The 19,796-nt window shown below is 50.5% G+C and carries 19 protein-coding genes and 1 tRNA gene; 15 read left to right on the top strand and 5 right to left on the bottom strand.

Annotated features, from left to right (window positions below; all coding sequences use genetic code 11):
- Positions 1 to 46: 46 nt before the first annotated feature.
- Positions 47 to 901, bottom strand: a complete 855-nt coding sequence (locus tag F8R23_RS21600) for a LysR family transcriptional regulator (RefSeq protein ID WP_129937758.1) — start codon at positions 899 to 901, stop codon at positions 47 to 49.
- A gap of 126 nt (positions 902 to 1,027) precedes the next feature.
- On the opposite strand from F8R23_RS21600, the gene F8R23_RS21605 reads away from it, so the two are divergent.
- From F8R23_RS21605 to F8R23_RS21665, 13 genes are all read left to right on the top strand, one after another.
- A complete protein-coding gene (locus tag F8R23_RS21605) occupies positions 1,028 to 2,227 on the top strand; it encodes a CynX/NimT family MFS transporter (RefSeq protein ID WP_151415983.1) in 1,200 nt (399 codons plus the stop codon).
- A gap of 76 nt (positions 2,228 to 2,303) precedes the next feature.
- Entirely contained in the window at positions 2,304 to 3,650 is a 1,347-nt protein-coding gene (locus F8R23_RS21610; RefSeq protein WP_151415984.1) for an esterase-like activity of phytase family protein, read from the top strand.
- A gap of 101 nt (positions 3,651 to 3,751) precedes the next feature.
- A tRNA-Sec gene (locus F8R23_RS21615) sits at positions 3,752 to 3,846 on the top strand.
- 162 nt (positions 3,847 to 4,008) lie between these two features.
- Positions 4,009 to 5,175 (top strand): tyrosine-type recombinase/integrase, encoded by a 1,167-nt coding sequence (locus F8R23_RS21620; RefSeq protein WP_151415985.1) that lies wholly within the window; start codon positions 4,009 to 4,011, stop codon positions 5,173 to 5,175.
- A 22-nt stretch (positions 5,176 to 5,197) separates the two neighbouring features.
- On the top strand, positions 5,198 to 6,202 hold the full coding sequence (locus F8R23_RS21625) for an ABC-three component system protein (RefSeq protein WP_170288000.1): 1,005 nt from the start codon (positions 5,198 to 5,200) through the stop codon (positions 6,200 to 6,202).
- A complete protein-coding gene (locus F8R23_RS21630) occupies positions 6,190 to 6,663 on the top strand; it encodes an ABC-three component system middle component 2 (RefSeq protein ID WP_151415986.1) in 474 nt (157 codons plus the stop codon). The genes F8R23_RS21625 and F8R23_RS21630 overlap by 13 nt, the downstream gene beginning before the upstream one ends.
- Positions 6,656 to 8,485: a hypothetical protein gene (locus F8R23_RS24245; protein WP_211369082.1), complete on the top strand. Its 1,830-nt coding sequence runs from the start codon at positions 6,656 to 6,658 to the stop codon at positions 8,483 to 8,485. The genes F8R23_RS21630 and F8R23_RS24245 overlap by 8 nt, the downstream gene beginning before the upstream one ends.
- 995 nt (positions 8,486 to 9,480) lie before the next feature.
- On the top strand, positions 9,481 to 9,744 hold the full coding sequence (locus F8R23_RS21640) for a helix-turn-helix transcriptional regulator (protein ID WP_151415987.1): 264 nt from the start codon (positions 9,481 to 9,483) through the stop codon (positions 9,742 to 9,744).
- A complete protein-coding gene (locus tag F8R23_RS21645; protein WP_151415988.1) occupies positions 9,741 to 9,986 on the top strand; it encodes a hypothetical protein in 246 nt (81 codons plus the stop codon). Before F8R23_RS21640 ends, F8R23_RS21645 begins: the two co-directional genes overlap by 4 nt.
- 5 nt (positions 9,987 to 9,991) lie before the next feature.
- The gene (locus F8R23_RS21650; protein WP_151415989.1) at positions 9,992 to 10,537 is read left to right on the top strand and encodes a host cell division inhibitor Icd-like protein; all 546 of its coding nucleotides are present in this window, start codon (positions 9,992 to 9,994) and stop codon (positions 10,535 to 10,537) included.
- Positions 10,534 to 10,797, top strand: a complete 264-nt coding sequence (locus F8R23_RS21655) for a hypothetical protein (protein ID WP_017891201.1) — start codon at positions 10,534 to 10,536, stop codon at positions 10,795 to 10,797. The genes F8R23_RS21650 and F8R23_RS21655 overlap by 4 nt, the downstream gene beginning before the upstream one ends.
- Positions 10,794 to 11,129 (top strand): DUF5375 family protein, encoded by a 336-nt coding sequence (locus F8R23_RS21660; protein WP_151415990.1) that lies wholly within the window; start codon positions 10,794 to 10,796, stop codon positions 11,127 to 11,129. Before F8R23_RS21655 ends, F8R23_RS21660 begins: the two co-directional genes overlap by 4 nt.
- Positions 11,130 to 11,143: 14 nt before the next feature.
- On the top strand, positions 11,144 to 13,477 hold the full coding sequence (locus tag F8R23_RS21665) for a primase-helicase zinc-binding domain-containing protein (RefSeq protein ID WP_151415991.1): 2,334 nt from the start codon (positions 11,144 to 11,146) through the stop codon (positions 13,475 to 13,477).
- 457 nt (positions 13,478 to 13,934) lie between these two features.
- Here the strand turns inward: F8R23_RS21665 and F8R23_RS21670 are convergent, their stop codons facing one another.
- The 4 genes from F8R23_RS21670 to F8R23_RS21685 are packed head-to-tail and all read right to left on the bottom strand — an operon-like array spanning position 13,935 to position 17,994.
- Complete coding sequence (locus tag F8R23_RS21670) at positions 13,935 to 15,254, bottom strand: FKBP-type peptidyl-prolyl cis-trans isomerase N-terminal domain-containing protein (RefSeq protein ID WP_244953406.1); 1,320 nt, start codon at positions 15,252 to 15,254, stop codon at positions 13,935 to 13,937.
- Positions 15,255 to 15,262: 8 nt separating this feature from the next.
- Positions 15,263 to 15,661 (bottom strand): hypothetical protein, encoded by a 399-nt coding sequence (locus F8R23_RS21675; protein WP_151415993.1) that lies wholly within the window; start codon positions 15,659 to 15,661, stop codon positions 15,263 to 15,265.
- Between the two features lie 39 nt (positions 15,662 to 15,700).
- Complete coding sequence (locus F8R23_RS21680; protein ID WP_062869158.1) at positions 15,701 to 16,294, bottom strand: response regulator transcription factor; 594 nt, start codon at positions 16,292 to 16,294, stop codon at positions 15,701 to 15,703.
- Entirely contained in the window at positions 16,291 to 17,994 is a 1,704-nt protein-coding gene (locus F8R23_RS21685) for a PglL family O-oligosaccharyltransferase (protein WP_244953407.1), read from the bottom strand. The genes F8R23_RS21680 and F8R23_RS21685 overlap by 4 nt, the downstream gene beginning before the upstream one ends.
- Positions 17,995 to 18,615: 621 nt before the next feature.
- On the opposite strand from F8R23_RS21685, the gene F8R23_RS21690 reads away from it, so the two are divergent.
- Both F8R23_RS21690 and F8R23_RS21695 read left to right on the top strand, forming a co-directional pair.
- Positions 18,616 to 19,167, top strand: coding sequence for a fimbrial protein (locus tag F8R23_RS21690; protein ID WP_151415995.1), 552 nt, complete (start codon positions 18,616 to 18,618; stop codon positions 19,165 to 19,167).
- Between the two features lie 38 nt (positions 19,168 to 19,205).
- Entirely contained in the window at positions 19,206 to 19,778 is a 573-nt protein-coding gene (locus F8R23_RS21695; protein ID WP_244953408.1) for a fimbrial protein, read from the top strand.
- The last annotated feature ends 18 nt before the right edge of the window (positions 19,779 to 19,796 follow it).

The following is a 19,796-nucleotide window of genomic DNA, read 5'->3' on the forward strand; positions in this document are numbered from 1 at the left end:
GTAGCCGTTATGGCTACACATGTAGTTAATCAAGCTACAGGTTTCCTCACATCAGCCCACAAAACGCCTTTAGCCGTTCGGCCAGCGCCGGGGTAGCGGCGGGGGCACCATCGCGGTAATACAGCGCCAGTTCAATGTTGTCGATCGGCGGTAATCCTTCGGCGATGCCCAGTACCCGGTGGCTGGGCAAACGGCAGCCGGCTGGCAACAGGGTGACACCCAGCCCAGCGGCGGACGCGGCGGTAAGAGCGGCCAGACTGGCGCTGCTGTAACCGATGCGCCAGCGTTTGTCGAGGTTATCCAGCGCCTGACACAGGGAGTCGCGGTATAACCCATTGAGTGGGAACACAGCCAGCGGCACCGGCGATTGTTCAATAGCCGGGAAGGCCAGACTGTCCAGCCACAGCAGTGGCTCCGGCCTGGCGGCACGCGGTGGCTGGCTGCGACGTTGCTTAACCAAGATCAGATCCAGTTCTTCGCGGGCGTAGGCGCTGTGCAGATCGGCACTCAGGCCGCTGGTGACATCCAACCGCAGATGCGGGTTTGCGCGGCTGAACTCTGCCAGCAGTTCGGTGGTGGGTGCGGCGAAATCCTCCGGCATCCCCAGCCGCAGTACACCGTCACGCCAGATGCCGGTCAAGGCATCGTGCGCCTCTTCATTCAGCGCGATGATGCGCCGCGCATAGCTCAACAGCTTGACGCCTTCCTCGGTCAGCAACACCTGATGGGAAGACCGTTCAAACAGCGGTTTGCCCAGCATCTCCTCCAACCGGCGTACCTGTTGGCTGACGGTAGATTGTGACAGAAACACCCGTTCTGCGGCGCGGGTGAAGCTGTTGCTGTCACACACCGCGACGAAGCTGAGCAGTAACTGCGGATTGAACATCGGATAACGATTCATTTTCCCACTGTTGGCTATTTTATTATTTAATTTCCCAATACTAGCGGGGATGCCTAGAGTAAGGCAACGCTGCGGCAGCCACTCTGTGACTCCGCACTCTTCATCCCGGAAGTTCAGGAATAGACCGTGTTAAATCATTTTGTTGTTCCCTCCTTGTTACGCCGCTGGTTCAACCCCCTGCTGTGGGCGCTGGTGCTGATTGGCCTGAATATGCGGCCGTTGCTGACCTCGATCGGCCCGTTGTTACCGACGCTGCGGCAAGCTACCGGACTGAGTTTTGGCGGCGCAGCCCTGCTGACTACCTTGCCGGTACTGATGATGGGGTTGATGGCGCTGGCGGGTGGGGCGATCAACCGACTGTTCAGCGAACGCGCCGGCGTGGTGTTGAGCCTGCTGGCGATTGGTGTGGGTGCCGCCTGGCGTGAGCTGGCACCGGACAGCACGCAATTAATGCTGAGTGCGGTACTGGGTGGGCTGGGGATTGGGGTGATCCAGGCGGTGATGCCCGGCATTATCAAACATCACTTTCTCAAGCAGATGGCGCTGGTGGCCGGGCTGTGGTCGGCGGCACTGATGGGCGGTGGCGGCCTGGGGGCGGCGATTACCCCCTGGCTGATGAGTGTCGGCCATGACTGGCATAGTGCGTTGGCCTGGTGGGCGGTACCGGCGCTGGTGGCATTAATCGTCTGGTGGCCGGTCAGCCGTGGTTTGGCGCGCCTGACGCCGACGGGGACCTCCAGTGGGCCGAGCCTGTGGTTCAGCCGTCGTGCCTGGCTGCTCGGCGCTTATTTTGGTTTGATCAACGGTGGCTACACCAGCCTGATCGCCTGGCTGCCACCCTATTATATGCAGCTCGGCTGGCAGCCGCAGGCCAGCGGATCGCTGTTGGCGTTGATGACCTTCGGTCAGGTGGTGGGGGCACTGCTGTTGCCGGCGTTGGCTCGTTCGGCAGATCGTCGCCCGCTGTTATTGCTGGCACTTGCCATGCAGTTGGTTGGTTTCATTGGCCTGATTTATCTGCCGCAGACGCTACCCTGGCTGTGGGTGTTGCTCTCGGGCCTGGGGCTGGGTGGTGCCTTCCCGTTGTGCCTGGTGCTGGCGCTCGATCATATCCCACACCCGGCGGCTGCAGGGCGGCTGGTGGCTTTTATGCAGGGTATCGGTTTCCTGCTGGCGGGTACCACGCCGTACATTTCCGGTCTGCTGCGTGATTACAGCGGCAGTTTTGTACTGGATTGGCAAATCCATGCGCTGCTGGTGGTGGTGCTGATCGCCATCACCTGGTGCTTCCATCCGCACAGCTACCGGCGGGCGTTCGCCGAATAATATTACTGTCATTGCGGTTCCCTATAGTGACGTTGCTTTTACTTCTGGGTGATAACAACAAAAAGGGAACCAAGACATGCACATAACCAAAACCCGCCTGGCACTGTTGGCCGGCTGTATGGCGCTGAGCACTAACCTGTGGGCGCAAGCCCAACCGGTGCCGGCAACCCTGGCCGGGCACGCGTTACTGGCGGTGAAATCCAACGTTGCCGCACCGCAGGATGCCCCCGCCGATTTACAACAAAGCGGTAAATACACCAGCGGCAAACGCGTGACCGAACTGGGCAGCGTGGCGGGTAAATCCGCCGATCGCATGACCGGTATTGGCCTGCCGATCAGCGGCCAGCCGCTGCAGGGCCATTCCGGCATCAAACATATGCCCGACGGTACCTACTGGGTGCTGACCGACAATGGTTTTGGCAGCAAGGCCAATTCGCCGGACGCCATGCTGTACCTCAATCACTACAAAATCGACTTTGACAACGGCACGGTGACGCCGCTGAAAACGGTATTTCTGCACGATCCGGACAAAAATGTCCCCTTCCATATCATCAATGAGAGCACCGATAAACGTTACCTGACCGGCAGCGACTTTGACCCGGAAAGCTTCCAGTTTGCCGATAATGCCCTGTGGATTGGCGATGAGTTCGGCCCCTACCTGATTAAGGCCGACCTGAACGGTAAGGTATTGGCGGTGTTCGATACCAAGGTCGACGGCAAGGTGGTGAAGTCGCCGGATAACCCGACGCTGACTCTGCCGGGCGCACCGGACGGCAAACAGAACTTCCAGGTGGCACGTTCCAAGGGTTTTGAGGGCATGGCGGCATCACCGGACGGCAGCAAACTGTACCCGTTGCTGGAAGGTGCGCTGTGGGACGGTGAAAAATTCGAGAACATCGATGGCAAACGCTACCTGCGGGTGCTGGAATTTGACGTGAAACAACAGGCCTGGACCGGGCGCAGTTGGCAATACGTGTTGGAAGACAACCAGAACGCCATCGGCGATTTTAATATGATCGACGCAACTCATGGCCTGGTGATCGAGCGCGATAATAACGAAGGCACGGCGGACCAAGCCTGCGCTGCGGGTGCCCCCACAGACAACTGCTTCAGTCAGGTGGCGAAGTTTAAACGGGTATATAAAATTGCCTTTTCTGACGATAACGTCGGTAAACCGGTCGATAAATTGGCCTATATTGACCTGATGAATATTCAGGATCCGAACAAATTGGCGCACAAACCGCTGAACAACGGCGTGCTGACCTTTCCGTTCTTCACCATTGAAAATGTGGATGTGGTGGACGGTAGCCATATCATCGTCGGCAACGATAATAACTTCCCGTTCTCCTCCAGCCGTCAGCCGAACGTGGCGGATGACAACGAGTTTATCCTGCTGGACGTGAAGGATTTGCTGAAGCCTTAACCCTGCCAGCCTCCGGTGCATTGCCGGGGGCTAGTGCTATTTCCCTCTTAGCGCTAAGGGTAAACTGCGCTATAATCAGCCGCTTGCTTCCTATTCCCGAAGGAAGATCCTCGTCCCCGGTGGGGCGGCCGGACTTCAAATCCGGTTGGGGCCGCCAGCGGTCCTGGGCAGGTTCGACTCCTGTGATCTTCCGCCAATGCTTGTCCTGATAGCTCCCGTAACATCCATAAAAACCCATTAAATCAATGCATTGATTCGGTTCTTTGTCCGTATAAGTCCGTACGTGACTGCCTGAATCCGTGAAAAATGTGTATAGTGATGCGTATAGATTTTTTATACACAGAATCCACTTATACACATGCTCCTAACTGACATACAAATCCGACGCTCCAAACCGCAAGAAAAGCCCTATACCCTCAACGATGGTCAAGGCTTGTCCCTTCTTATCAATACTGACGGCAGTAAAGGCTGGCGTTTTCGCTATCGCTATGCCGGAAAAGCCAAGCTGATGTCCTTTGGTACCTACCCATTGATAACGCTGGCTGAAGCGCGAGAAAAGCGTGGGGAGGCCCGTAAGCAGGTTGCGAATGGCATTGACCCAGTAGCCGAGAAAAAGGCGCAAAAGCTCGCTCAGAAGCTTTCTGTCGAGAATTCCTTTGAAGCGATTAGCCGTGAATGGCACACGAACAAGGCTGACCGGTGGACTCTGGCCTACAGGGAAGAAATCATGCGCACCTTTGAGCAGGATGTGTTTCCGTATGTTGGTCAACGCCCCATTGCCGAGATTAAGCCGTTAGAGTTGCTGGAAGTGCTGCGGCGCATTGAGAAGCGTGGGGCATTGGAGAAGACCCGTAAGGTACGCCAGCGCTGCGGAGAGGTCTTCCGCTACGCCATTATTACCGGTAGGGCGGAATATAACCCAGCCCCAGATCTTGCCAGCGCATTAGCCGTTCCCAAGCAAAAGCACCATCCGTTCCTTTCGGCTGAAGAGCTGCCTTATTTTGTTAAGGACTTGGAAGGGTATACCGGTAGCACCATCACCAAGAATGCAGCGAAGATCGTTATGCTGACCGGCGTACGCACGCAAGAAATGCGCTTTGCTACGTGGGAAGAGATCGATCTTGAGCGTGCCATCTGGGAGATCCCCGCCGAACGTATGAAAATGCGCCGCCCGCACATTGTGCCGCTCTCTACTCAGGTGGTTGAACTGTTTAAACAGCTACAACCGATCACCGGTCACTATCCTTATATTTTCATTGGACGAAACAACCGTAGAAAGCCTATAAGTAAAGAAAGTGTGAATCAGGTTATAGAGCTGCTGGGCTATAAGGGACGAGCCACCGGTCACGGTTTCAGGCATACGATGTCTACTATCCTACATGAGCAAGGGTTTGATTCCGCATGGATTGAGATGCAACTTGCTCATGTGGATAAAAATGGCATTCGGGGAACTTATAATCATGCTCAATATCTTGAAAGTCGTAGGGATATGATGCAATGGTATGCAAATAACTTGTCTATTTAGCTTAAAAGGGTGGATGTATCGCATGGGGAAGCCACTAGCGACGATCATGACTTGGGATGATGCTACATGGGAAGAGTTCATACATGATTGGCTAACAGAGTGTCATGCGACTAACTATACCACTCATGAAAGGCTTGGGGGGGCTGGTGATAAAGGACGTGATATTGTTGGTTTTCTAACTGACCCTAATGTAAATGGTTACAAATGGCATAATTACCAATGTAAGTTTTATGCTAATAGATTGAGTTTCTCAGATGTTGTTGTTGAGTTTGGAAAGCTTATCTATTTTTCTAAGTGCGGTGAATTTCCGGTTCCAGAAAAGTACTATTTTGTGGCACCAAAAGATCTGTCTACTGCTTTCTCTGAATTATTAAAAAATCCTGATGCATTGAAAGATAAAATTTTAAGCTGTTGGGATAAGTCAATTAGCAAGGAAATCACAACAAAAACTAAAATTCCACTCGACCAAGAACTCATTAATTATATAAATGATTTTGAGTTTGATATTTTTTACTCGTTACCATTATCAAGAGTATTGAGTGAAATTTCAAAAACGCCATTATTTTTCAAATATTTCAACGAACTTTATTGTGCTAGAGAGTTTCCTTGTGTAACACCAGAATATGACCCGATCATTGAATCTGTATATGTAGGTCAGTTGTTAGAGGTTTACTCTGAAGTGTCTGCAATGGACAATATGGATCTAAAAAGTCTCATTAGCCCATATAATAATCATTTTAAAGGGTGCAGAAATGATTTTTATTTCGCTTCATCTCTTAGTAGATATATGAGGGATTCATTTATAGAAGATAATTTCAGGATATTTAAAAGCTATATTAGTTCCTCTATCGAAAGCGTAATTTATAAAAACCATAGCAATTCATTTGATAGATGTAATGATATTCTCAATCAGGCATCATTGACAAGTATATCTCATCCTATTCTATCTAAAATATGTGAGGTTCCTGATAAGAAAGGTATTTGCCATCATTTGATTAACGATGGAGATCTGAAATGGAAGATATAGCTATGATTAGTGTTTATAATTCAAACCTTGAGATATCTATACGTATAGCCAAAATATTAATGGAGTTCAACCCAACTGGTTTAAGTATTGAGAGAATAGTCTGTATTGATTTTCTGGTTCTCAACCTCAAGGACTTTCTTCCTGACCAAGAAAGTCTGCATCCAGCCATCCCAAGAAGAGATACACAATTAGCGATAAAGAGGAAGATTTTTAACGATTCATTAGAGTTGATGAAAAAATATAGAATAGTAACGGAGGTATTTACGAGAGAAGGATTTTTATATATGGTCACGGATAAAACATTTTCATTTACCAACGCAATACAAAATGAATATATAGTAAAAATGGAGCGAAATATAAAATTAATAAAAAAAGAGTTTGGCTCCTTGAGTGTTAAAGAATTAAAAAAGATGGTGGCATCAAAGTTTGGGAGATTAGATATGGAGCTAAATAATGAGTAGTTATTTTAACATTAAAAAAATAGCAATAACCGGGATGTTATCTACTACCGTTTCGATAGAGTTTGGCTCAAAGTTGACGATCATTGTCGGTGGTTCAGATTCTGGTAAAACATATCTTTATAATTTGATTCGCTATCTTTTTGGTGATGAGAAATTAGAAAATGCAGATATTGGTGAAGCCAAGGGATACGATACGGCTTATATTGAGTTTTTATTAGGGGGCGAGCCTCTCACAATAGAAAGGGCTTTGCATGATAATAGTAACTATAAGTTATACTCGGGTGGAATAGATACGGCTGGTCCTAATACATTTATCCAAAACATAGTGAAGACTGCAAGTTCTAAAAATAGCTTCAACACTATTTTTTATGGAAAGCTATCTTTCAATAAAGCTCAGGTTAGAGTAAATGGAAGTGGTGGGGTTAATAAGGTAAATTTAGGAAATGTACTCAATTTCTTTTTTATAGATGAAATACGCATTTTAACTAAACAGTCGCTTTTATTATCTGACCAATATACAGATCATGTCAAAAATAAATCTGAATTTAAATTTCTTATTACTCAGAGAGACGATGCGGCTATAGGTGAGGAAAAGCCAAATAAGAAAGCAAAGATTTTTTTAAAAAGGCAAGTGAATGAGTTAATAGATGAAATTAAAAAAGATATTATATATCCTGAGTTGTCACTTATTTCCATTAATGAAAAAATAGATAGCATTGAAATTGAAATAGAGAAATTGATGAAAGCAAATGATGACTTGTTGGACATCTATGATGAAAAAATAATTTTGATTAATGAAATTAGAGGCGAAATTAGTAATCTACAGAAGAAAGAAAGTTATCTTGCCATGCTGATTAATAGGTTTTCTATATTAAAGGATTGCTATATATCAGATTTGCAAAGGGTGAACTCTATTTCCCAAGCCAACTTCTTTTTGGAGAACTTTTCTGATGAATTGTGCGAGAAATGCGGGCATCCAATAAAAAACACACCTGAGATTAGTTATGATGATTATCATTTTTCCTGCATGGTAGAGTCAAAAAAAATAAACTCTCAGCTGTCTGGGTTAATCAAATCAATAGAGTCAAATGAAAAGGAGCTTGATTATGTTGTCCTCTCCATCTCGGATAGTGAGCGTATTCTACACGAGGAGTTAGAAGGTCATGATCAACTACATAATATTGATTTGAAAGATTCAAGAAGGAAGATTGAAGAGCTTTATGAGTATAAGGAGTCTATTTTATCTGATTTGACTAAGCACAAGATTATTGATTCATTGATGTCTAAAGAGGAGAGTATTGATGAGGATAAGTACGATTCTAGTGATTTTGATAGTTTAAAAGCATATGAAATAAATGGATTGGTAGAAGAGTTTAAAAGTAGACTTAATGCTATTAGCTTTAATGATAGTAGTGATAATGAAGTTTATTTTGATGATAATGCTTATGACTTTATTATAAATGGTAAAAAAAGATCGCTATATGGAAAAGGTAGTAGAGCTGTTATATATGCTTGTTTTACAATATCTTTAGCTGAATTCCTTGCTAAAGAAAAAAAACCTCAGACTGGATTGGTTTTATTGGATAGTCCATTGGTTACTCACTTTGATAAGAAAAGGGATATACAAAAAAAAGACGTCAACCCTATTAGTCTAACGGATAATTTTTATAAACATTTAATTTCTTGTAAATTAGATATTCAAGTGATTTTGATAGAAAACAAAGGTCCTTCATTTGTAGTGAATAATAGCGATGATATAAAGCTTGTTGATTTAAATTTAGATGGTTCAGCAGGGATTTTTCCCAAGAATAATTTGAGCTAAAATGGGAATTGGTATGTGTATTATTAAGTAAGTCATGTGGAGCAGCGTGGCAAGTTGAGCACTGCGCCACACTCTCATTTACTTTGTAAAAAGTAGAGTGCTGGGCGGCCTGCTGAGTTAAATCGCAATAAATCGACGCCTCAGCGACGTGCTGACGCATTAAACGAAAAGGCGTTCAAACCTCTGCGCGCGCAATACTCCCCCCGCCTCGCCTGCCCGCTTTATGTGTCGCTTTTCATGCAGGTGCATAACGGGCTGTAAACCGCGCCAGTACTGGTGTGGGAGGATCTACGACATACATTTTATTGCATGCAAAATCATGCACCCTATGCATGCACGCGTAATTTGGCACAGGCTAGCCAGGAACAAGGCTGTTTTCGGGTGAGGATTGAGGGTGTGACAACATCGGTTTGACAGTGCGCCTGGTCATCACATCATGTTGATGGTCGGGAATTATCTCTGGTTTAGCCTGCGTCCTATGTGAGGCCAATCGAATCGACTACCGTGCAGCATCGCAGTTTTCCCGGTAGAGCTTTGTATTGGATATCCCTTCAAAACGCTGGTTGAAAGGCCACCATTGAAATTTTAGTTCTTATATAAACTCTTCACTACTGTTCACTTAAGTAAAAAATATAATTAAATCAATAAATAAAACCGTGACTAGTGAGTTTTAAACTCATCACTCAGTGTTCACCACTGTGCACTCAACCAAAAATAACCTCTTCTCTGGCTAGCCGCAGTTAGACTTATTTTTGATGTTCCTACCTATTTATAACCCTTCATTGATTGCTAAAAATTATGGGGTAATAACGAGGAATGACGAAGAGTGATGGGTTAATGTGATTCGGTGTAATTTGTTGTTTTTACATACGATTCCTTAACACACCACACAACAACCCCTTGTTGCCAAACCCCAAAATATTCACATAATAGGGCGCTACCAGAGTTCACACAGTCCCGGCCAGAGCTGACCGGACACAAAGAGGTAGCAATACATGCTTTCAGTTTCCCGTCCCGTTAACACTACATCAGCCCCAGTTGTTTACAGTGATTACACCCCACGCGAACGCTTTATTCGTCTGCCGGAAGTGCTTTACACCACCGGTCTGTCACGCTCTACCGTTTACGAGATGATGACCCGCAAGCAGTTTCCGGCCCAAATCTCGCTGGGCGGCAAAAACGTCGCCTGGCTGGCCTCCGAAGTGGAGCAGTGGATGGATGGGCGCATTGCCAACCGTCATCAGGGGGCCACCGCATGATGCAGTTAACCCTGGGCCGACACCGTTTTACCCTGAGCGACAACGACGCGCTGTTTGTGGCCGAAGCTATCCTGCTGCAACGCCAGTATCCGGATATCGTCTTGCCGGAACACCGCAGCACTAAACACGGAGTCATCCGTCTGACCAGCCGCCAGGGCGCACCTCACCTGTTTTGCGCCGGGCCGGTGCCTCTGAGCGACGCAGCCGCCGACCCCCATTACCACCTACAAACCGGTCGTTGATCACTATGCGATCGATTGAACGTCCGGGGGTGTCTTACGGCTTGCCCCCACGTCCGGCCCTGCGCTATAGTCCCCCCGCTGTCGCACAATCGGCAGCCGGGCGTGGAAACCCGTGTAACTCAATGGCGACACCACACGCGCCTAGCGTGTTTTTTTATGTCGCGGCCTTAGTGCGCTCATTTTTTGCGCGATGGATGTTATACTATCGCAGCAGTCAAACAATGGTGGCTCAGGCGGGGCTGACTTCGGTCAGGCCGGTATCCATTGAGGCCGGTATTTCCACCCCCGTCTGGGCTACCACCCATAAGCGTGGAAACTTCGGTGGTAGCAATAACCATTACTCAATGGAGGCTGCCACCATGGCTACGACCCTCACCCCGACTCATCCTGAATTCTGTTTCCTGTTTGCGGCCATTCGCCGTACTGCCCTGACGGCAACCCCGTGCATGCTGCGTACCGTGGCGGATTCCGAGCTCAGTGCCCGACGTTTGCTGGCGCGTGATTACATTCTGGCGTTTGCCGGTCGCCTGCCCGTACAGGGGGTGGCATGAATACGCTGGCCGCCCGTTTCCACAGTGAAACCCATTACGCCATTCCGCATGCGGACTTCCTGCGTCTTCAGCACGCGCATTCTACCGGCGTGCTGTTCCTCGACATGCTGGACAGCCTTGACCTGAGCGGGCAACGTCCCGACGGCTTTCAACAGGCGGCTTTCGCCTCCGTCATCGCCGTGCTGACTGACCAGCTCGGCCACGTCGTCAACACCTGTGAACCCCAACTTCTTGCCAGCATGGAGGCACCCGCCGCATGAGTACCCAATCCTGTTTACCGATTGAAGTCCGTACCGCCGTTTTCCGTCGCGCCGTGGCACAGGCCTATAGCGACACCTGCGCCTTTTACCGGGTGAGCCTCGGCTACACGCTGGACGAACTGCAGATGCTGATTGCCAATCGCCTGGAAGGGTACTTTGTGCAACAGCATGGTGCGGAAGCGGGCATGGACATGGCGTGCACCATGCTCAGCGATATGGTGCAGCCGGATGTGTTGGTGGCACCGCCGCGCCTGACAACACTGGGGCAAAAGCTGATGGACGAGCTGTGCTGCGACCATCTGGCAACTGCCAGCCACGCTACCGTGCATTAAGGGAGAACAAGACGATGAATGCCCATTTCGTATCACAGACCGTACGCACCGCCACCGGCCAATGGCCGGTGATACTCCCGGCCCTCGGCATTGCCCTGCAACCGAACGGCAAGCCCCAACCGTGCCCGGCCTGCGGCGGTAAAGACCGTTTTCGCTTTGATAACCAACAAGGGCGCGGCACCTGGTTCTGTAATCAGTGCGGCAGCGGTGATGGTCTGAATCTGGTTGAGAAAGCACTGGCCGTGACCGCCAAAGAGGCCGCCGTGAAAGTGGCCGGGGTATTGGGTGAGCAAACCGAACCCGTATGGTCGGAGCAGAACCTTCAACAGGAACAGCAAGACAAAGCACAGGTGCGCCATCATGCGGCACAGCAGGCCAGACAACTGCTTGCCAGCGCCCGGCAACACGCGGGGAATGCCTACCTGACCGCCAAAGGTTGGCCAGACAGCGACACCCTGACATTACAAGGGCCGCCACTGCGCGTGGGCGGCATCACTTACCAGCCCGGCGACCTGTTGTTACCCCTGACCGACAGCGCCGGTGAGGTGGTCAACGTCCAGTTGATTAACGCCGCAGGTGACAAGCGCACGCTGGCCGGGGGGCAGGTGAAAGACGCCTGCCATTTCCTGTCTGGTCAGAATACTGACGTTATCTGGCTGACCGAGGGCTATGCCACCGGCCTGACCGTACATCAATTGACAGGGGAAAGTGTCTGCGTGGCTCTCAGTGCCAATAACCTGCCCGCAATGGCACAGCAACTGCGCACCCGCTACCCTGATGCGGCGTTGCTGCTGGCGGCGGATAATGACGAAAACGGCACCGGCCAGACCCGAGCTGCCGAGGCTGCCCAATTGAGCTGCGGCAAGCTTGCATTGCCCGCAGAAACCGGTGACTGGAACGACGTTTACCTGCAACAGGGCAAACTGGCCGCGCTCGTACAATTGACGGCTTTCAGCCAGCCCCAGCAGCCCAGCCCGTTTGATACGCTTAGCGATGCCGACCTGAAAGCCTTGAGTGCCAGTGAAAAGGCCGAACTGTTGTCAGAGCATTATGGCAATACCCTGGCGGTGCCATTAGTCGGTGAAGAACTGTGCCGCTATACGCAGGGTGCCTGGCAGGTGCTGCCCCATCGGCAGCTCAGCCGGGAGATTGCCGCGCTGTTTCAGAAGGTCCGTGCGCCGTTCTCGGCGGCGGGTATCAACAGCATTCTGGATACACTCAAGCTGATGGTGCCGCAAATGGGCGAACCGGTGCGACGTCTGATAGGTTTTCGTAATGGGGTGTTTGATACCCTCAGCGGACAATTCAGTGCACACCGTAAAGAACACTGGCTGCGTACCGTCAACAGCGTGGACTACACCCCACCGCGCTCGGGAGAAAACCTGGCCGACCATGCGCCGCATTTCTGGCAGTGGCTGACGCGGGCGGCAGGGAACAGCCAGGACAAGCAGGAACGCATTCTGGCGGCACTGTTTATGGTGCTGGCGAACCGGTATGACTGGCAGCTGTTCCTGGAAGTGACCGGTCCCGGTGGCAGTGGCAAAAGCGTGATGGCCTCCATTGCCCGCTTGCTGGCAGGCGCAGATAACACCACCTCTGCGACCATCGACAACCTGGAATCGGCACGGGAGCGCGCCTCTGTGGTGGGGTTTTCGCTGATAATCCTGCCCGACCAGGAGAAATGGAGCGGTGACGGTGCAGGTATTAAAGCCATTACTGGGGGCGATGCGGTGGCTATCGACCCGAAATACCGCGATGCCTACTCTACCTATATCCCGGCCGTGATTCTGGCGGTGAATAACAACCCGATGCGCTTCAGTGACCGCAGCGGCGGTGTCTCGCGTCGACGGGTGATCATCACATTTCCGGAAGCGATACCGGCGAAGGAACGTGACCCGCAGCTGTTGGAGAAAATCAGTGGAGAGTTGGCGGTCATTGTCCGTCACCTGATGCAACACTTTGCCAACCCGAACGATGCCCGTGAGTTGCTGCAGGCGCAGCAGAGTTCGGAAGAAGCATTAGCCGTCAAACGTCAGTCCGACCCGTTAATGGACTTCTGCGGCTACCTGACAACCCTGAATACCCCGGCGGGCATGCTGATGGGGAACGGGAATATCAGACCGGCCAATCCGCGCCGTTACCTCTATCACGCCTACCTGTCATTTATGGAGGCACGCGGGCATCAAAATACCATGAACCTGACCTCATTCGGGTTAGCCGTACCGCAAACGCTCAAAGAGCATGAGCTGACATTGCTTAAACGCAGAACCAATCAGGGTATGCAAACCAACCTGACGTTGAGTGAGGAGTGCGAGGCGGACTGGTTACCCAAGTGTGATATCGCATAAAGTGACGTTGACGATCGGTGTGGCCGATCAATAGGCGGTTATTGATCTGCCGAACCCATTGGACGCCTGCTGATGAGGTTGCCTATAGTGGCAGTGAACAAAATACACACGGCAACACCAGGGCATCGCGCGGGCCACATTGCGGCTGATATAATAAAGAAAGTCCCCCCAAACCGGCTTAGGCCGGTTTTTTCTCTTAGCCTAAGCTCTTCAAACGAAGTGCCTCGTGAAACAGTAATGAGAGGTAGAAGTTAATTTTTTTATTTTAATTAGTCGATATGGGAGGAACATAAGGGACAGTAAATCCTTTATAGCTGGTCAAACAGTGTTGGAGGTAAACATCACAGTGAGCGTAAATACTCATACCGGCAGGCGTTGCAGGACAGGCTTGCCGGTAGCTTGCCGGTAGAATGTTATGCAGTTCGCTATCCTGCCTTACCTGTTGTCCTCCCGATGTTCACTCTCTCTTTACTTTCTCACGTTGATGCTTTCCCGGGTACATTTCCGCAATACGCAACTGATATACCATGGTGGCGTTTGGCGGCACTTTGGGTGGGTAGCCTTTCTCGCCGTAAGCCAATTCTGGCGGCACCACCAGGGTCATTGAACCGTGGTTTTTCAGCAGCGAGATGGCTTCTTTAAATAACGGCGGGAAATCCGCCACCGGTTGCGATAGCGTTGCGCCGCTGGCATCCATATCCTGGATTACCGTGCCGTCGGTTAGCATCTCTTTCACTACCACATCAACGCTTGCCCCTGCGGCGATCGCCGTGTCCCCGGCATAGTCAATTTTGTACCAGAACCCGCTGTCGGCCTGTTTCACCTGTTTGTTTTGTTTGAACTTCGCCAGATAGTCGCTGGCGGACTTGGTCTGGCCGTTCAGGGTTTTCTCACGTGCCGTATTCACTTCTTTATCCGCACTGGCGAGCGCGGCATTGAGCACGTCGTCAGCCAACCGGCGTTCGCCAGCAAAGGTGTCGCTAATGCCAGCCAGTATCAGTTGCTTATCGGTTTTCACTCCCCAGCGTGAACGTTCCGCCTGCATTTGCAGTATCTCCTCACCCAGCGAAACACCCGCAGCATAATCCTGTCGATTTTTTGCCGTTTTAAGGCCCTCAGCGCTCACCTGTTGCGGTGAATTCGCCTGTGCTGCGCTTAGCTGCGTTCGCAACTGGGTGATTTGCACCTCATTGTTTTTGCGTAACGCTGCCAGGGCGTTATCGCTCTGCGTTACCCGGCGTTCAGCGTCGGTTCTTGCCAGCAGCAGTTGATGCTGGAGATCGCTATTTTTCGATGTCAACGTGGCTAACTGGGTACGTTGTTGTTCGGCCTGTTTTAATTGCTCAGCCGCCTGCTGCTCGGTGGGCGTGACGGCTAACGCCTGCCGCAGGTTTTTTGCCAGTTGGCTGATACCGGTGAAATCGATAGCGGGTGTTTTCACCTCTTCTGGCTGTTGCTCTCGCAGAGCAGCAAGCTGTTGTTTGAGCTCGGTGATGGTGGCCTGCTGGCGTTGCACCTCTGCGTCCTTGGTTTGCCAACGGCCGGGGCGAGGCTTGGGTTCGGTGATGGCAGGTTTCGCCGAACGCGAGATTATTTTCTCGGCTTGTTTGCCAGGTTCCGAGTTGCGTTGCGGCTCTTTTTTGGGTGGCGTTTGTTGCTGATATTGCTCGGCAAATTGCAGCAAGGCGGGAATGTTATTTTGCGGGTTGGTCTCGGCGTGCGCGATAAAGGCGGGTAACAGCCCGCCAAACATACCCAACCAGGCGAGATGTGGCATGTCTATTTTCATTGTGCAGACTCACCGCGTTCGGCAAGGCCCAGCAGCACCGCCTGATCGATCTGCGCGCACAGTTTATTGACGCGATAACGGTACAGGGCATCGACGGTGTCCTGGGTTTCCGCATTCACCCGGGTGCGCAACCCGGAATACTGGGCTGCGCCGTTCATCAGGCGATCGAAATCCTGTTTATAGCCGGTGAACTGCTTGGGTTGTACCGTACGCAGGGCCTCCAGTTCTTTCTGGCATTGTTGCAGGCGTGCCGCCTCCAGTTCTGCCTGGGTTGGGGTCTGCGTTTTCTGTTCAGGGAGCGGTTTCTTCGCGGTTTTTTGTGCAGTCTGGCAACCCGTCAGTATTAGAGCAAAAGCCAAAACGCTGGCCTGTAATACGATCTGATGATGTTTCATTGTCTTCCTTGTTTCTCGATGTTTTTTCATTGTTTTGGGTTACGCGGACGTTCGCGTAATTGGGTTGTTGATCAGCCAGTCATGTAATTCTGTGGTGCGCTTAAGCCGCAATTTGTCCATTGCGGCCCGCTTATGGCTACTTACCGTTTTTTCATGTAACTGCATGTTGTCGGCGATCTTATTAACCCTCATGCCTTTGGAAACGTAATACATCACTTCTTGCTGGCGTGGCGTCAGTAAGTCCACTGAATTGAAACCGGCAGCCAGTTCCGGATGGCTATAGGGGACCTTTTTACTGAGTGCTTCATCCACCAGTGCCAGTAGAACGGTGCAAGACTGGCGCCGATTAAACACGCGTTGAAGAATGCGGTTTGTCAGGGGCGTTTTATCGCCAGAGGTAATGATGAATAGCCTGGATGACAGATAGCGTTCAGTCAGTAGCCCTCTCGGAATCTGGCTACCAGAGTAACCTGGTGCCCAGAAGATCAAATCAGCCATGGGGTACGACAGCGGGTTGTTCATAAAGCGCAAAGCGATGCCTTTGGCATGAAAATGCGCTGTTAATAGTTTTGTTATCCCGGCGGCGAAAAATTGATCCGGATCTATGATCAGTACTTTTAATCTCGGTGTCATAAAACAGCTTCCGGCCGTTGTTGTGGGATAAAGGGGGCTAGAAAACGTTCGTCGTTAGGGAACAGGCTGTGTGCCTCCTGGCGTAATTTGTGGTGGGTTTGCGCATCTTGCCTGTATTGCGCGATAGCCAGCCAGGAAGCGTAAACGTTCTTGTCGACCCGGCGGGAAAGGTAGTCGTGCGCCCAGCGTACATAGCCGTCGAGCAGAGCAGGATCGCGGGTTTGGTTAAAGGCCAGCAGAGCGTGTGTCTGTTGGTCGTAGTGCCAGCGTTCGCTATTCACCCACAGGTCATATTTCATCGCCGTACGGGCTGGCTCAATGTTGGCTAAATGGTTACGTTCAACGGTGGTTAATGCCAGGTTGGCATACAGTCCACAACCCGCAAGCAGCAGAGTTGCGATGGACAGCGCCGGGATCATGCCGCCAAGAAAGGCACTTGTGGGTGCTGAAAGCGAACGTCGCTCTGTTACTCCGCTGGTCAGCCGATCCAACTGTGCCAGCAGCAGTAAAAAGATCGCCCAGTGTGCGGTGGAAAGAATAAAGGGGTATTCGGTTTGGGTGTGCAGCAACATGGGTAGTAACACGATGCAAAGTGCGGACGCTTCACCTGCCGGGTGTTTCGATATACGGCTATTGGCGCGATCCTGCTTTAATGCCGCCCTGACCAGATTCAGCCCATACCCTAACAGCAATAGCATACCAGCCAGTGCCACCAGGCCCCCTTCAACCCACCAAAGCAGTAGTTCATTGTGCGGATGCCGGGCGATTTCGGTGATAGCTGTGGGTGGCGTCTGAGCCAGGCGAAAATGCTGAAAACTGTACTCGAAACCGCCGTAGCCCCAGCCGAATAGCGGTTTCTGACCAATCATCGCCAGCGTATCGCGCAGCATGGTGTAACGCGCATGGTTGGAGAAATCATGGCTAACATAGCGCAGGCCATCTTCTGCATAAAACCCCTGTAACAGCGCCGTTACGCCAATCAGCAACCCTGCGGATATCAGCCCGGCAGCTTGTTTGGTTCGCCGGGGGGCCACATGCCTATAACGGCATAAAAACAGCAATGCAACGGCCGCTCCGGTTAACCAGCCAATTCGTGACTGCAGCCAGACCAGCACAACCGGGAACAGTACCAACAATAGCCCTAACCCACGGGTTCGCAGGCGCTCATGGCGGCCTTTGCTGCAGGTAAAGCCGGGGAGCAGAAACAGCATTAACGTCAACGCCATTCCGGTAGCAATAAAACTGGCTAACACGTTTGCCTGTTGGAACACCCCATAGGCTCGGCCATGTAGCACCGGGTAGGCAAACCACGCAGGGATCATTGTCGGTACGGTGAACTGCAACAGAGCGATAAATGCCTGGAAAGCGGTGGCTGCCAAAATTGCGTAATATAGCCAGTAGCGGCAAAAGCGAGGTCTGTTGTACTGCAGCAACGACAAATAGAAAACCCAGCCGCCCAGTAGCCCCAACCAGCGTGCGACAGCGACGTCGTGCCAGGGTGAGGATGTATACAGCAAAGGAATGCCCAAAATCACAATGCCGAACAATAACCCGCAGGCCGTCGTGGTGAGATGAACGGTTCGGCCTGCGGGCAGTGTCAACCAAATAGCGGTGACGGTGGCGGCCATAGCGGACCAGGAAATAATATTCTGTGGCAGCGTTAATCCACTCCCCCCCATATTAGGTAGATAAAGTGGCATGATAAGCAGTAACCAAAATAATATTATCCCCGATGGTAACCAGTGACGACGCGTATATTGCGGTAATTGCATAAGATTATGCATGTTAATTGTTGAGCCTCATTAACGGTCTATACTTTCGTGATACCCCACCTTTGATGGATAGGGGGTAACCTATTGTTATTCATTGAGTAAAACTATGTTTTCAGCGGAGTATGTCTAGAGTGCCTGCGTGGCGTGTTTTTGCGCATTATCCCACGATTATGTCGCAAATCAACATTTGTCAGATCATTGCATCGCATATATTTGTTTTTGTAGTGTTATGTTCTTTTCATGGTGCTTTTGGTGGTTTTTTTGTTTTTTCGCGTGACATTATTTAAATTGAATTGGGGTTTCGTGGCGAAATTGACCTGTGTCTATTTTTTGACTTTTCATCATGTAACTAATTTTGTAATAATATGTTCCGACGCAAAGGGCTTTCGCATTATCAATAGTGAGTTCCTGATCGTAAATTTGTATCAACTATTATTGTTGTTATCAATAATGTCGTTAAGTATTCAATAAATTCTGAGAGCCGTGTGATATATATTCAATATATTCGCATTGGATGCTCTCACCATTAAGCATTTAAAGGAATATAGAATGAAACTGAACAAGATTGTTCTGGGTGTCTCTTTGGCCTTCGGGATCGCTTCTTTTGCTCACGCAGCTGGGGAGGTTGCTTATAAAGAACAGGGCCACGGTACCGTAACCTTTACCGGCTCGATCATTGATGCGCCATGCTCCATCGATCCAGACACTATCGACCAGACCGTCAACTTGGGGCAGATCTCTAACTCGGCATTGGCTGCAAATAATAAAACGGGCACCTCAATGCCAAAGAATTTCGAAATTCGTCTGGAACAATGCAACTTTGGTACTGCAGGTAAGTCCGTTAAAGTAAAATTCACTGGGGTTGAAGGCGTCACGAAAGACACTCTGGGTATTACTGGCACAGCTAGTGGCGCCAGCATCGTTTTGAAAGACGGTGGCGGCAATCGGATTACGCTGGGCAAAGCGGCTGAAGCACAGACGCTCCTGACAGGCAATAATACCTTGTCATTCTCAGCCTACCTGCAAGGGGACGGCGCGTCCGCGACTATCGTCCCGGGTGACTTCCAGAGCGTGGCTAACTTTGGTTTAGATTACGAGTAAGACCCTAAAAGGTTATGCATGTGGGGTTACCCACATGCATGTCTCCTCAGCAGCCATTTTCGAGCAACTCTATGTCCAGAAAAAAAGGTGGTTACACCCTATTTTTGCTGTTGAGTCTCTGTGCTGCAGGCCCTGCCTGGGCCGCTCAGCCGCAGGGGTGGGGGCGGGTAAGTATGTTAGGGGCGATTATTGAAACCGCCTGCGCGATAGACACCCGCAGCCGCGACCAAACCATCAATATGGGCGTGTTGCCAATTGGCCAAATTGCCCGTGATGGTCAGGGAGTCATTCGGCCCTTTTCTATTCGCTTGGTGAACTGTATTTTGGTGCGTAACGACAAAATGTTACCAGACTGGCGGTATTTTCAAATCACCTTTGATGGGCATGCGGATACTGGATTGTTTAGCGTATCCGGTGCGGCCAAAGGTATTGCGCTGCAGATAACCGACGGTCAGGGTCATATCGCCACGCCAGGTGAGCCGCTGCCCTTCGGCGAAATTACGCCGAGTGAGATGCTGTTAAATTATTCTTTACGCCTGGTGAGTAATCGGCAGGTTTTACGCGCTGGCGAGTACAGCTCGACAATTAAATTTAAAATGGATTATTACTGATTCAACGCCAGCAGTTCC

The organism is Serratia proteamaculans, from assembly GCF_008830365.1.
Classification (GTDB): domain Bacteria; phylum Pseudomonadota; class Gammaproteobacteria; order Enterobacterales; family Enterobacteriaceae; genus Serratia; species Serratia proteamaculans.